Source organism: Sulfurihydrogenibium sp., from assembly GCF_028276765.1.
Taxonomy (GTDB): domain Bacteria; phylum Aquificota; class Aquificia; order Aquificales; family Hydrogenothermaceae; genus Sulfurihydrogenibium.
Map to the genome: position 1 here is coordinate 1 of NZ_JAPYVU010000010.1, position 13,624 is coordinate 13,624.

13 protein-coding genes and 1 pseudogene are annotated in these 13,624 nt (G+C 32.8%); 2 read left to right on the forward strand and 12 right to left on the reverse strand.

Annotation, left to right across the window (positions count from 1 at the left end; genetic code table 11):
• Nucleotides 1-149: pseudogene (locus Q0929_RS02650) on the forward strand (M48 family metalloprotease); the annotation flags it as partial.
• A gap of 192 nt (nt 150-341) precedes the next feature.
• Here the strand turns inward: Q0929_RS02650 and Q0929_RS02655 are convergent.
• From Q0929_RS02655 to miaA, 5 genes are read right to left on the reverse strand one after another with little or no spacing between them, the layout of a single operon-like run.
• The gene (locus Q0929_RS02655; protein WP_299238035.1) at nt 342-944 is read right to left on the reverse strand and encodes a sulfurtransferase TusA family protein; all 603 of its coding nucleotides are present in this window, start codon (nt 942-944) and stop codon (nt 342-344) included.
• Nucleotides 922-1,266 (reverse strand): histidine triad nucleotide-binding protein, encoded by a 345-nt coding sequence (locus Q0929_RS02660; protein WP_299229329.1) that lies wholly within the window; start codon nt 1,264-1,266, stop codon nt 922-924. Before Q0929_RS02660 ends, Q0929_RS02655 begins: the two co-directional genes overlap by 23 nt.
• On the reverse strand, nt 1,235-2,353 hold the full coding sequence (hflX, locus tag Q0929_RS02665; RefSeq protein WP_299238036.1) for a GTPase HflX: 1,119 nt from the start codon (nt 2,351-2,353) through the stop codon (nt 1,235-1,237). Before hflX ends, Q0929_RS02660 begins: the two co-directional genes overlap by 32 nt.
• Nucleotides 2,354-2,355: 2 nt before the next feature.
• On the reverse strand, nt 2,356-2,544 hold the full coding sequence (gene hfq / locus Q0929_RS02670) for an RNA chaperone Hfq (protein ID WP_007546292.1): 189 nt from the start codon (nt 2,542-2,544) through the stop codon (nt 2,356-2,358).
• The gene (miaA, locus tag Q0929_RS02675; RefSeq protein WP_299238037.1) at nt 2,528-3,451 is read right to left on the reverse strand and encodes a tRNA (adenosine(37)-N6)-dimethylallyltransferase MiaA; all 924 of its coding nucleotides are present in this window, start codon (nt 3,449-3,451) and stop codon (nt 2,528-2,530) included. Before miaA ends, hfq begins: the two co-directional genes overlap by 17 nt.
• 564 nt (nt 3,452-4,015) lie before the next feature.
• Between miaA and glnD the strand changes: the two genes are divergently transcribed.
• Nucleotides 4,016-6,625: a [protein-PII] uridylyltransferase gene (gene glnD / locus Q0929_RS02680; RefSeq protein WP_299238038.1), complete on the forward strand. Its 2,610-nt coding sequence runs from the start codon at nt 4,016-4,018 to the stop codon at nt 6,623-6,625.
• Between the two features lie 395 nt (nt 6,626-7,020).
• On the opposite strand, the gene Q0929_RS02685 is transcribed toward glnD, so the two are convergent.
• The 7 genes from Q0929_RS02685 to soxB all read right to left on the reverse strand — a co-directional run bounded on the left by Q0929_RS02685 (nt 7,021) and on the right by soxB (nt 13,606).
• The gene (locus Q0929_RS02685) at nt 7,021-7,518 is read right to left on the reverse strand and encodes a hypothetical protein (RefSeq protein ID WP_299238039.1); all 498 of its coding nucleotides are present in this window, start codon (nt 7,516-7,518) and stop codon (nt 7,021-7,023) included.
• Nucleotides 7,519-7,565: 47 nt separating this feature from the next.
• Nucleotides 7,566-8,030, reverse strand: a complete 465-nt coding sequence (locus Q0929_RS02690; RefSeq protein ID WP_299238040.1) for a DsrE family protein — start codon at nt 8,028-8,030, stop codon at nt 7,566-7,568.
• Nucleotides 8,031-8,041: 11 nt separating this feature from the next.
• Complete coding sequence (locus Q0929_RS02695) at nt 8,042-8,974, reverse strand: MBL fold metallo-hydrolase (protein ID WP_299238041.1); 933 nt, start codon at nt 8,972-8,974, stop codon at nt 8,042-8,044.
• Between the two features lie 99 nt (nt 8,975-9,073).
• Complete coding sequence (locus Q0929_RS02700; RefSeq protein WP_299238042.1) at nt 9,074-9,571, reverse strand: DsrE family protein; 498 nt, start codon at nt 9,569-9,571, stop codon at nt 9,074-9,076.
• Nucleotides 9,572-9,654: 83 nt separating this feature from the next.
• On the reverse strand, nt 9,655-10,932 hold the full coding sequence (locus Q0929_RS02705; RefSeq protein ID WP_299238043.1) for a porin: 1,278 nt from the start codon (nt 10,930-10,932) through the stop codon (nt 9,655-9,657).
• Nucleotides 10,933-11,217: 285 nt separating this feature from the next.
• Nucleotides 11,218-11,862 (reverse strand): DUF302 domain-containing protein, encoded by a 645-nt coding sequence (locus Q0929_RS02710; protein WP_299238044.1) that lies wholly within the window; start codon nt 11,860-11,862, stop codon nt 11,218-11,220.
• Nucleotides 11,863-11,872: 10 nt separating this feature from the next.
• Complete coding sequence (soxB, locus tag Q0929_RS02715; protein WP_299238045.1) at nt 11,873-13,606, reverse strand: thiosulfohydrolase SoxB; 1,734 nt, start codon at nt 13,604-13,606, stop codon at nt 11,873-11,875.
• Between the last annotated feature and the right edge of the window lie 18 nt (nt 13,607-13,624).

Here is a 13,624-nt window from a genome sequence, read left to right on the forward strand (position 1 = left end):
TCAATCCAGGAACCGCTCATATGATGATTGTCAATCCACTTAGTGGCGATTTTATAATGAAATTATTTTCAACACATCCACCAACAGAAGAAAGAATTAGAAGATTAGAAGAGCTTGCAAGAAAAATACAGCCAGGATATGGATTTTGAAAACATCTAAATAATTCCTAAGTCGGGGATTTATGCCTCGAGTTCAATTTTTAATCCAAAACATCTTAATAATTTCTTGATTTATTGCTGAGGCTGTTCCAAAAATCCACACTGTCATCCTGAGGCCGTAAGGCCGAAGGATCTCATTTTTAAATTTTATAAAAACCGATAATTTCTTACCCCAAGGTATAATCAAACTTCTAACTTTGGGTATTTTTTCTCCCTATCTATTATATGTATGTCCTCTACAGCGTATTTGTTTTCTTTTAAAAAATTGTAAATTTTTACAGCATCATCTTTTGATTTTAAACCAAAGACAAGACCACAATGTGGATAAATTTCCTTTGGAACCGGCAGCATTATAAAATTTTCAATGCCTTTGCTTTTTAAGAAATCTGCTGCTCTTAAACCTTCTGCAACAGATACGAACGTTATTAAATATTTTGGCTTATTAAATGGAATAATATCAAGAAGATGTTTTATAAAGTGTAGCTTAACACCCAAGGAGATAAACTTTATTTTATCCCAAATGCTTTCACCTTTAAAACCTTTTCCTCTTTCTATAACTGCAACGTAGTAGCCGTTTTCTTCTTTGAACTCCAAAAGCTTATTACCTGTTTCAAAAGCCCATATTTCTATATCTTTCTTAAATGATTTATCATCTGCTAAAACTTTTAATCTTTCGCCTACAGGTATTTCTTTTAACTTTCTTGATACAAATGTCAGTGGTAAAGGGCAAAATAATCCTCTTGTATCAACTATTTCTAATTCTTTATTTGCAGATGAGTTTTCCAAGTGGCTCGCCTCCTAATAAATGCCAATGTACATGAAATACTTCCTGTCCTGAATCTGGACCGGAGTTTATTATCAGTCTAAATCCTGTTTTGTCTATTTCAAACATTTTTGCAATTTCGTTTGCTTTTAAGATAATATGACCGATTAATGTTTTATGTCTTCCTTCAAAATAAAGGTTGTTTGGTATATGCTCTTTTGGAATTATAAGTATGTGAACTTTTGCCTGTGGTCTTATATCATGAAAAGCCATTATTAACTCATCTTCATAAACTATTTTAGCAGGAATTTCTTTATTGACTATTTTGCAAAAAACACAATCCATGGTTTTCCTCCTTTTGTTTTGCATATTTTTTAAGTATATCAAAAAGTTTATCTATATTCCATCCTTTTTCTGCTGATATAGTTATGGTATTTTCCATTACATCTTCTTCGATCAAATCTTTTGATGGAACGACTTTATCAATCTTGTTAAAAACTGTTATAATTGGTTTATCTTGAAGTTTTAACTGTTTTAATACGTTTTCAACGGTTGTTTTCTTTTTCATCCAATTTTTATCTGAAATATCAATCACATGAAGAATAACATCTGCATCTTCTATTTCTTTTAAGGTTGTCATGAATGCATCCATTATTTCAGATGGCATATCTTCAACAAATCCAACTGTATCTGTTATTAAAACTTTCTTTTTTATATCAGGATAGTAGATTAAAGATGTTTTTGTGTCAAGAGTTGCAAAAAGCTGGTCAGATATGAATACATCTCTTTTTGTAAGTCTTTTTAAAAGTGAAGACTTGCCTGCGTTTGTATATCCTGCAAGAGAAACTTTTAGTATGTTTGGATTATCTTCTCTTGATTTTCTTTGTTCTTCTCTTTGCTTTTCTATTTCTTTAAGTTGTTTTTTAATTTTGTTTATTCTATCTTTGATCGTTCTTGTTTTTATCTCTCCAAGCTTTTCACCGGCTCCTTTTGTCTTCATACCACCGCCAATTCTTGAAAGCTCTTTTCCTTTTCCGCCATAAACTCTTGGAAGCTGATGTTGCAAGTATGCAAGCTCTACTTGGAGTTTTGCCTGTTTTGTTCTTGCATTATTCAAGAAAATTTTAAGAATTAAATCTGTTCTATCAAGAACTTCCACATTTAATTCCTTAGATAAGTTAGATATTTGAACAGGTGATAAATTTACATTAAAAACAACAGTATCTGCTCCTATTCCTTCAACAAGCTGGGCTATCTCTTTTACCTTTCCACGACCTATAAAATAGGCAGGGTCTGGAGATTCTCTTTTTTGATACACTTTACCTACAACGGTTCCACCTGCTGCCTCTACCAAACCCTCAAGCTCTTGAATTTTATATTCAAAGTCTTCTTCTTTATCGTTTAGATTTACTGCTACTATTACTACCTTCACGCTTACTCTACAACGATTGTACTAATTGCATGTTTATAAATAAGTTGCTGTTGACCGTTAACATCAACAAGAATAGTAAATTGGTCTGCGTCAATTATTTTTCCAACAATTCTTGTTCCTCTAATTAAGTAAATTGTCACTTCTTTACCTTCTTTTCTATACTCGTTTAAAATTTCATCTTGTACTGACATGTCTTACCTCCTGGTTATATTTTCTATAAATATAGTCTAATATCTCATTAACTTCAAATTTAGATGCTTCTATTTTTTCAAAATCTGTTTTATTTCTAAAGGTTCTGATTTGTCTTTTTGCAAAATCCTTAGTATTTTCTATTATACATTTTTTAGCATCTTCAAGTGAGATTTTTTTATCTAAGTAAGGTAAAATTTCTTTGTATCCTATTGCCTGCATTGATGTTAAACTGTCTTTAAATCCCATATCTACAAGCTTTTTAACTTCTTCGACAAGACCTTTTTCAAACATTTTTTCAACTCTTATCTCTATTCTATCCATAAGCTCCTGTCTGTCTCTTTCAAGAATAAAGCCCATAAAGTTATACCTTTTTGATTTAAAATTATGTTGATTTATGAAAAAAGAAAACGGTTTTCCTGTAAGGTAATACACTTCTAATGCTCTAACAATTCTTCTTTTATCATTTACGTGTATTTTGTTTGCATACTCTGGGTCTACTTTTTGCAACTGTGTATAAAGCTCTAAATTATCTAAGCTGTTTAATTTTTCTCTTAAAGTCCAATCACTTTCTGGTGCATCTGATAAGCCATATAAAGCTCCTTGAATGTATAGCCAAGTACCGCCCACTACTATTGGTATTTTGCCTTTTTCTCTAATTTTTTGGACAGCTTTATCAAAATCTTCAATATACTCTTTCACAGAGTAGTTTTGAGAAGGTAAGATTACATCTATAACATAATGCTCAATTCCTTCTCTTTCTTCAACAGATGGCTTTGCCGTTCCAATATCCATATACTTATAAACCATCATAGAGTCTGCACTAATTACTTCTCCATCTAAAAGTTTTGCAAGCTTAATACCAAGCTCTGTTTTTCCCGTTGCTGTTGCTCCTGCTATAACTATCATCAAAGTTTTTCCCATAATTTGTTTTTTTGTTTAATAATATAAGCTAAAACAATTAAAAATGGATGATTTTTATTTTAGAACTTACGTATTAATTGAGGGTGTTCCAAAATTTTTGTAAATTTACCTTTCCTTGTCTCCTGAGGCCGAAGGATCTCTTTTTTTAATATTTTTTTGAAAAGAAAGAAAAAACAGAAGATTCTTCGCTTCGCTCAGAATGACGATGTGGATTTTTGGAACAGTCTCCATAGAACATTCTGCAGCCGTGTAAAGAATCTCCCCCCCTTTCTTACCTCTACTTCTCGCTTCTTATTTTCTTACTTTTTAAAATATAGAGCCTTCGACTTTAAGGCCTCAGGGTGACGGAGAAAGGTTGAATGGTAAGCATTAAAGGAAGGATAACCTAATTTGTCATTCTTCAGCCGACTAAGAATCTTATACTTTTGTTGAATTTCTCACCCGACGTATTTAATTTAATATCTATTTTCTATAAGAGATTTTTTATATAATTTATTAGCAGCGATTTAGATTGCTTATGTAATCAACTTATTCTAAAAGGAGCAGAAAATGGAAACGGCATTAGAAGTAAATAAAAAACAACATATTTTAGATAACTACAATAAAGCGAAAAAAGAGCTTATAGCAAAACATTATGCTGGAGAAAGTGCACTAACAATTGTTAAAGAGTTATCGGACTTAACAGACCAAACAATCAAAGAGTTTGCAAGAATTTCTTTTCCAAATCTTAATGAGATATCAATTATAGTCCTTGGTGGATATGGAAGAAGAGAGCTATGTTTTAAATCTGATATAGATATCTCAATAGTCTATGACACAGAAGATATAGAAAGTCTAAAAGTTGGCATAGAAAATTTTTACTATTGTTTGCTGGATTTAAAATGCGACATTGGATTTTCTCCAAGAAATATTAAAACTTTTTTAGATTTGTCAAAAGAAGATTTAACAGTAGCAACAGCACTACTTCAAGGTAGATTTCTATGTGGAAATGAAGATATATATAAAACATTGTCAGAAAAATTTAAAAAACTAATAAGGTCTAAAAGAAAAGCATACATAGAAGCTACGCTAAAAGCAAGGAAGGTTAGATACAGCAACACAGGAAGTAGCATTTATCTGATGGAGCCGCATGTTAAAGAAGGCGAAGGTGGTCTTAGGGATTTTCATGAAGTATTTTGGATAGCGAAAGTTTTAGATGATGTTAACGATTATAGATACTTTGTAGAAAAAAACATAATCCTTGAAGAAGAATATATAGAATTGATGAATGCTTATGATTTTCTTTTAAGAATAAGAAATCAGATGCATCTATTATGCAATAAAAAATGTGATGTTTTAACATTTGCATTACAGGAGGAAGTAGCTAAAAAGATTGGTTATGCTCCTGAAAATGCAGATTATGAAGCATTAAGAGATAGCGTTGAAAGAATGATGAAACTTTACTATTTGAACGCAAGGTCGATCAATAACATAACAAACAGAATACTAAAAAATCTTACAGAGTCAGAAAGTCCATACGAAGAATATATTCCAATTGATGATGTGTTTATAAGAACATCTTCTGAAATAGATGTTTTAAACTCTAAAAAGTTTGAAAAAGAGCCGGAGAAAAACATCCTAAAGGCTTTTAAATACTTTAAAAAATACGGCTTGAATTTTTCTTCTAATCTTGAATATTTGCTTAGAAAAAATGAAAGATTTTTAAAAGGTAAAAAACTATCTGATGACCTAAAAGAGATTGTTAGAGAAATATTTTCTTCTATAAACAACCTTCCAAAAACGCTAAAAAGAATGCAAGATTTTTATGTCCTTGATGATTTAATTCCTGAGTTTGGATTTCAAAGATGCCATTTCCAATACGACCATTATCATAAGTATACAACCGATGCCCATGCTATCAAAGCTTTAGAAGAGTTAGAAAACCTTCCTAAGATTGACAGCTTTCAAAAAATAAAAATCTTTGAGATTTACAAAGAAATCCAAAGAAAAGATTTATTAATCTGGGCGATATTTTTACATGATATCGGAAAAGGACATAAGGCAGACCATAGCGTCCTTGGTGCAGAAATGGCAAGAGATATTTTAGATAGATTTGGATATCCTTTAAAAGATATAGAAACTGTAAGCTTTTTAGTAAGACATCACTTAGATATGGCTCACATTTCACAAAGGAGAAACCTACACGAACCAAGAGTTATTGAAGATTTCGTTAAAGTTATCAAAAACAAAGAACTTTTAAACATGCTAACAGTTTTAACATGGTGTGATGCAAACGCTGTAGGCTCTGGAGCTTGGAACGACTGGAAGTTTGCATTATTGATGGAACTTTACAACAAAGCTTCTGAATATTTAGAAAGCAGCAGCATCGAAGATTTAGAAGCGCAAATTCAAAAGAGATTTGAAGATAAAAAGCGAAAACTCCTTGAACTTTTAACCTTAGAGCTTTCTAAAGAAAAAGCAGAATTTCATCTAAACAGACTTTCAGATTACTATATTTTATCTACACCACTACAAGATATAGTAAAACATATAAAGTTAGAAGATAAGCTTATAGAAGAAAATCTTACACTTACTACCACATTTGAGAAAAACATAGGAGCAGGATATTCCGATGTTGTAATAGCCGTTAAAAACATAGAAAATCCACTACTAATAATCACTGGAATTTTAACTTACTTAAACATTAACATTCTTACTGTGTACAGCTTTGAAAGAAAAGATGGAATATACCTTATAGAAACTCAAATTTCAACCTCAAGCTTAGAAGCTATTGATGAGCAAAAATTTGAAAAATTCTTAAACTTACTTTTAAAAGTAGTTAACGGAGAAGAAAAGTTTGAAAACCTAACAAGAAAAAGAGACAGAGGATTTAGAGCTTCTACCGTTCCACCACCTACATTTGTAAAAATAGACAATGAAATGTCAGAAAATTACACAATCTTTGATATTTCTGGAGAAGATAGAGTTGGGCTGCTTTTTGATATAATCAAAATATTCTCAAAGTACGATTTATACGTTCATATGGTAAAAGCTTCAACGCAGGGTTTGAGAGTTAGAGATGCTTTTTATATTAGAACAAAAAATAAAGAGAAAGTTTATGACAAGGAGCTTCTGGAAAAAGTTCAAAATGAGATATTGGAGCTGTTAAAAAATGGCTAGTTTATTTCAAAAATCCACATCATCATTTTACAGCCAGACGAAAAATTTCCTTTCTTTTACTTTTCATTTATTCATTGTTTTGTTTATCTTCGGATTTACGTTTCCAAAATAACAAAAAAATGAACTCACAAAAACTTTAAAACAGTTATACCAACTTGCTGAGTTTGTTCTAAAAATCAACGTTATTCTGAAGTTGGCAAAGAATTTCATAATTTTTCTTTTCGATTCAAAAGATCAAAAGAAGATGACGGGTAAGATAGACTTATAAAAGTTTTGAAACACTCTTACGCTTTAGAGAGGGTATACTGAAATTTCTGTAACTTCTATAATATATGCGTAAAAAATTATCCTAAAGAGAAGGTGAGCGAGCAATAACCTCACCTTTCAAATTATTTTTACATTAAGTCTCTTATAGATTTATCAATTCTGTTTTCAAGTTCTTCTACTGCTGCTTTTGCCTCCGGGTACTTTGTGCCATCTAAAAGAAGTGATGGTTTAGTTCTTACGATATAAGTATATTTATCGCCTTCAAGTTGGTAAACTGTAATTACAAATGGAGATAAAACCATTGCGTTTGGGTCGTTTGTAAAGATTTTATACAGGGTTGTCATGCTTGTAACAAGGAAGTTTTGGATATAATCAACTTTTAATTTTTTATAGTCTGGGAATAGTTTAATGTTGTTTGCAAGTGGTGCTGCTGGGTCTGTTGTTGTTACTAAGATGATTTGATTAGCTTCAAGATTTCCTTTTAGTGCAATCATAATGTCTGCAGGGTCGCCTTCAATTTTGTAAATAACCAATCCATTGCCTGAACCCTCTGTTGATGGCTGCCATGCAAAGACTGCTGAGAATGACAGAATAACAGCCAATAAAATTACTTTAAAAACTTTCATCAGCTAAACCTCCAAATATAATTTTATAATTAATTATATCAAAGTATTTAGTGTATAGGAATATAAGCATATCCTTTGTTCTGCCAATCAACCAATCCTATAAATGCGTTTGGGATTAGCTCTACGAAATTATACAGGGTCTTTGGGTCTATTTTTTTACCTTTCATTCCTTGTTCACACATTTGAAACTTTACGCCGTAGTTAGTAGTCAAATAACTTAATTTTGATTCTATTTCTTTTTGATTTTCTAAAAGTTCTTTGTCATCTTTGTATGGTGAATTTTGTAAGTCTTTTATAAAGAATTTATATGCATCTCCATGGATGATTACAACTACCTTTAAATCTTTTAACTGGTTTTTGTAATACTCGGCTGAATTTACAAGTCCGCTTAAAAGATACATTTTAAACTTTTTTAAATCTCCTGTTGTAAGGTTGATAACAGCTTTTGGGTTTTCCTCGGCTATGGAAAAACTGAAAACTAATAAAATCAAGACTAAAACTTTTTTTATCATGACTATCACCTCTATTGAAAGTCTTCTAAGTCTAAGTCGTTGAAAATTTTATAAACGTTTGCATCATTAAAAACATCATACATAACATAATTTTTGCATGGTGAGCTTTGGTTTATGTATGCTTTTATTTCATCAAGTCCTTTGCCTTCATCTTTTAGTTTTTTCACTGTGTCTCTTGTGTAAGATAGATAGTTATAGGTAAACTCTATAGCTTTTTTGTCCATGGGTTCATTGTGTCCACCAAGAATTATTTTTGGATTAAGTTTTTCTAAATCTTTCAAAACTTTAAGCCAATTTTTAACAGAAGAGCCTCTATCTCCTGCAAATGGAATTCTGTTTAGATATACTAAATCTCCAGCAAATAAAATGTTTTCATTTTTTACAAAAATAACAATATCATTGTCTGTATGTGCAGGGTTTGTTGGAATTATGCTGATTTCATACTGCCCAACTTTTAAATCTTTCTGAGATTCTATCTCTATATCTGCTGGTATTAGTCTTACGTTTTTGTAGATTCCGCCAAATCTTTGATTTGAGGCTTCAAGAGTCATTTTTGCTTCCGGAGAGTTATAAAATTTGTTTAGATTTTTGTGGGCTATTACAACTGCTCCGGCTTCTTTAAAAGTAGAAGCTCCATACCAATGGTCTGGGTGGTAGTGGGTTATAATCAGATATTTAACAGGTGCTTTTTTCTCCTTTTGTAAAAGTGTTAGAAATTCCTTTGAAAGCTCAGGAGTTGAAAGAGAGTCTATAACTATCCAGCCTTCTTTGGTTAAAATTCCATATGCATTAGACATAAAACCTTTGTTTTCTGGAGATGGCATCGCATCCACACCGCGAACCATGTACATATTTTGATAAAACTTCTTTAGCTCCATTGAGTATGAAATGGTTAATATTATTAAAATTAATAAAACTGTTAAAGTTAAAGGCAGTTTTTTCATTTTAAGGCTCCCTCTTTAGACTTTGAAGGTGCGGCAATTAACAAAACAGTCATAAAACCAAAGCTTGTTAATAAGACTTTTTTCATGCTATATACCTACTTATTGCTTAAACTTTTTTAAGTCATGAACTACTGTTGGAATTAATCTATAGCCTTCTTCTTGAAGTTTTGCAAGTTCAACAACCCCTGCCGGGACTATAGTTATAAATGGCTGTAAATCTTCCTCTTTTAACCCAAGTGCTCTGATTGTGTTTCTGCATACATAAATTTTAAGATTGTAGCTTTTTGTCATTGAATTTAGCCTGTCAACAACATTTTTGTACTTTTCATAATTTTTCTTCGAGAATATCAACGCTTCTGGCCCATGAGATACTATAGCTAATGAGTACTCTCCCATTGGGTTAAACTCATCGAATGCTTTGATGAAGTTAGAGATAAAATTGACTGCCATTTCTGAATCCTTTGGGTCTTCTAACGTCCAATCAAAAACTGCTTTTATTTTGTCCGGAAGTTTAGAGTCAAAATTTGGCTTTTCTTGTGCAAATGTAGATGTTGCTAAGAATAAAAATACCAACATTAGTGATAATAATTTTTTCATCTTATGCCTCCGAATTTCAAAAGAATCAGGAAGACAGGGAACGCTTTGTTCCACATCCCCAGCTTCCTCTGACTTTTAAACTATTAGAAAATTAACTGTAAGCCAACGCCTATGTAATCACCAGCTTTGCCATTTCCAGGATTATAAGCTGATTTTGCTGAGCCAGACTGTTTAACATAGTGTAAATTAAGCTTCATGTTGTTTTGCTTTATATACCAGTTTAAACCAACGTCGGTTGTTTTGAAATTACCATTACCGTTTAAGCTTGCTTTATCTCCTTGCCATTCTGCATAAGTAATGGTTGGTTCAAGGATTGTTTTGTTAGGAAGCGTAAAGTTATAACCACCTCTTACGTGCCATACTTTGTCTTTGTAATCCAAGCTTAATACATCAAAAGACCTTTTTAATTCGTCGTATTCAGCGTTAAATGTAAAATCTTTATAGTTTGCAAGGATATCAAAGCCTAACATTTGGTTGTTTTTGAACTGAACTTTTGGCTTATTATTTGCATCTAAATAGGTATTGTTCCATATACTTTTATCTGCAAGTGGGAATTGGTTGCTATCTTGTCCTCTTCCTTGATATGCGTAGTTAATTGCAAAAGTTATACCGTTTCTTTTTCCAAAGTAATTGACTTTATAGCCCATTCCGTATTTTTTCATCTCTGGGTCGCCATAAGATACAGCTACTCTTGCTGTGTAGAGTAAGTTATCCCCGCCTGTTCCACCGCTAAATTTATCTACGTTAAACACTCCAAAGTTATAGTTAAGTCCAAGCTTAGTTTTTTCATCATTATACAAACCACCTATATTTACGCCAGTTTCACGACCAGGACCGGTTCCTACTAAATGTAGTCTTGGATAAAAGTTTGTTAAAGCTTTTTCAAAGGATAATACTTCAAAGCCTGCTGTAATGCTTTCTCTGCCAACTTGAGGTCTAAAATAACCTACGGTAATATTTGCCCAATTTTTATGAAGTGCATAAGTAAACATAGCATCCCAAACATAGAATTGTTGGTTATTAGTGTTTCCACCAACTACGCCTATACTACCATTTTTTGCAAGTGCAGTGTGTGGATCTAATCCTACGTTGTCATAAGCAAACCATACTCTCCAAGATAAATTTTCTGTTATTGTTCCTTGAAATCCAAGTCTTGATCTTCTTAGGAAGAAATCCATTCTGTTGTCGTATTTTGTGCCGTTCTCAACTCTATCCGTAGTATAAACGCCCCAAAGCTGGTTTGCAAAGAAGATTTCAAGCTCTTTTCCTTCTCCAAAATAAAACTTTGGTGCTGCGTTTGATGGTGTTGCAATGAGTGCAGATGCTACAAGCCCAATTCCTGTAAGTAAAACTTTTCTCATGTTAAACCTCCTTTTAAAATTTTTATTAAAAAATAGATTTTTCACTTGCTTTCTTTGCCATCCTGAGGCTGTAAAGCCATGTTCGGAATAACAAAAAATCTGAGATTCTTCGCTTCGCTCAGAATGACAGCATTAGACAACTTTGTCATCCTGAGGACGCAAGTCTGAAGGATCGCCTGTTTTAAAATAAAGAGATTCTTCACTTCGTTCAGAATGACAAATAAGGCTAAAATTCTTTGCCGGCTACAGAATGGCAATACTATTACCTCTTACCTATTCACTTTTTTATTGACTGACTACGTTATCAATTATTTTTTTAAGTTCTAAATCAAGCTCTTTTAATGCTTTGATTGCATCTGCGTCTAAATTGCCCATATATTTAATGGCTGTGCTTGGTTTAAACGTTCCTACAACCATTTTTCCATCTTTTTCATACGTGTAAACTTTAAAGGGAAACTGGGATGCAAGCTGTGGATTATTCTTCATAATTACTGAACACTTAGAAAGCTTGCATACAAGGTAGATATGCATATGCTTCCAAAAGTCTTTATTTCCTTGCTCTTCTACACCTTTTGTAATGTTTAAAACATGGACGATTTTAAAGTTATGATTTTCAAGCTCTGTTCTTAATGCTAAATCAAGCTCTTCGTAAGACATTTTTGTTGTTCTCTCATAAATATCAGACATTTCTTCATCTTCAGAGTTTGTCACTACCGCACTGGCAAGAGATTCTAAAAAAGATTTTTTCTCTGTTTTTGCTTCTGTCTTTGTTTCCGTTTTTTTCTCAGATTTGCTTAAACTCACTTTCTTTTGGGGTTTGTCATCATAACCGGTCCCTAAGTAGTCTCCTGTCTCAAAAGAGACATCTTTTATGACTCCTCCACAAGAAGCAATCAAGCTACATAGTGCAGCTAAAATAATTTTTTTCATTTACGTACTCCTATAAACATTTTCCTTCAGATGTTGGGCATCCACAGTCAAAATCTAAGATTTTTACGTTTGATTTTAATGGTGGATTAACTACTTTCACTCTCTTGATGTAATCAATAGTAATGTCATAAGATGGTCTTAGTTTTTTAGCATTTTTGCCCATTTTGTATAGATTTCCACCCCAAGATGCTACTACGTAAGTTCTGTTAGGGTCAAGGTCTTTTCCGTTTACTTTTATGTCAGATATTCTTTGTCCTGTTGGTGCAGAGATTTTTATGGCATATTCAAGACCAAGAGTTCTGCTCATATCTCCACCTTGTTGGTAAAGTGGGTTTGGATTAAATACGTTATCTGCTACATCTTCTAATAGATTTTTAATCTGAGCTCCTGTTAGCTCAAATCTGTAAACATCAGGGTATGTTATCGCAGCCATACTGTAAACATCATCTACTGTAATATTATCTCCGGGTAGAAGTGTTGTTCCCCATCTGTAGCCTGGGTTGAATACTATTTCACAATCTGCTTCTTCTTTGATTGCATCCATCATTACTCTGTCAAAGGTTGAATAGAATGTATCTCTTTTGTAGAGTATTGTTTCTGTTTTTCCTATAACTTCAGAAAGCTGTTTTTCATATGGTTCATATAGTTTATTTACAAGGTCTTGGACTTCTTTATCCGGTTTTATAAAGTTTGATGCAACAGGGTATAGTTTATAGGCAAAGTTTGTAATCTTTTTATTTTTAACTTCAAGGTCTAACCTTCCAAGATATTTTCCATGGCTTCCTGCAATGACTATGATTGTATTATTTACTATCACTGGTTTTGGTGCTGGGTCGTGGGTGTGTCCGGAAAGGATAACATCAATTCCTTTTACCATTTTTGCAAGAGCTTGGTCTAATGTAAATCCATCATGAGATAATAAAACTACTACATCAGCTCCTTTGCTTCTTACTTCATCAACAAACTTTTGAAGTCTTTCTGGCTGAATTCCAAATGTCCAGCCTTCTGTAAACTCCTTAGGGTTTGCTATTGGTGTGTAAGGGAATGAGTTTCCAATGACTGCAACTTTTACACCGCCAACTTCTCTGATTGTGTATGGTTTAAAGATTAGATCGCCCCACATATCATCTGCTACGTTTTGAGATATAAACTCTGCTTTGAGATGCTTGTTTACAAGCTCTAAGACTCTGTCTTTTCCGTATGTATACTCCCAATGACCAACCATAATATCAAGCCCAAGAGCATTTTGTGCCTCAACTACCGCTAAACCTTTTGTAAATAGTCCAATAGCTGTTCCTTGCCATGTATCGCCGGAATCCATAAATAATACTTTATCATTACCTCTTTCTGCCTTTATCTGTTTAACTAAGGTTGCTATATGTGCTACACCGCCCATCTTTCCGTATTTCTTGGCAAGCTCTTCAAAGCCGATGTAAGTATCAAAGTAAGCTCTCATTGTATTTGACTTTATGCCGTAGTATTTTAAAAATGCCTTACCGCATAAAAATCCGGGAGTTCCTATTAGCTCCCTTGCTGAAATTAGTGTAGATGGCTCTCTCCAATAAAGCGGTTTAAGGTGTGCATGCATATCGCATATGTGTAATAGTGTAACGTTCCCAACAGGTTTAAACTCAAATAGTTTTTCCGGGTTTAAATCGTTTAATTTTGCAAAAACATCTTCAGCTGCTAATGACAGTCCTGCTATTGCGGCAAGATGAAACAGCTCTCTTCTTGAAATATTCATTCTTACACCTCCTTTCTC

Coding starts and splice junctions, on each gene's coding strand:
- Q0929_RS02695 (WP_299238041.1), bottom strand. CDS start 8,974: ATGAAAAAACTGCCTTTAACTTTAACAGTTTTATTAATTTTAATAATA.
- Q0929_RS02690 (WP_299238040.1), bottom strand. CDS start 8,030: ATGATAAAAAAAGTTTTAGTCTTGATTTTATTAGTTTTCAGTTTTTCC.
- soxB (WP_299238045.1), bottom strand. CDS start 13,606: ATGAATATTTCAAGAAGAGAGCTGTTTCATCTTGCCGCAATAGCAGGA.
- Q0929_RS02660 (WP_299229329.1), bottom strand. CDS start 1,266: ATGGATTGTGTTTTTTGCAAAATAGTCAATAAAGAAATTCCTGCTAAA.
- Q0929_RS02705 (WP_299238043.1), bottom strand. CDS start 10,932: ATGAGAAAAGTTTTACTTACAGGAATTGGGCTTGTAGCATCTGCACTC.
- hfq (WP_007546292.1), bottom strand. CDS start 2,544: ATGTCAGTACAAGATGAAATTTTAAACGAGTATAGAAAAGAAGGTAAA.
- Q0929_RS02710 (WP_299238044.1), bottom strand. CDS start 11,862: ATGAAAAAAATTATTTTAGCTGCACTATGTAGCTTGATTGCTTCTTGT.
- glnD (WP_299238038.1), top strand. CDS start 4,016: ATGGAAACGGCATTAGAAGTAAATAAAAAACAACATATTTTAGATAAC.
- Q0929_RS02685 (WP_299238039.1), bottom strand. CDS start 7,518: ATGAAAGTTTTTAAAGTAATTTTATTGGCTGTTATTCTGTCATTCTCA.
- miaA (WP_299238037.1), bottom strand. CDS start 3,451: ATGATAGTTATAGCAGGAGCAACAGCAACGGGAAAAACAGAGCTTGGT.
- Q0929_RS02700 (WP_299238042.1), bottom strand. CDS start 9,571: ATGAAAAAATTATTATCACTAATGTTGGTATTTTTATTCTTAGCAACA.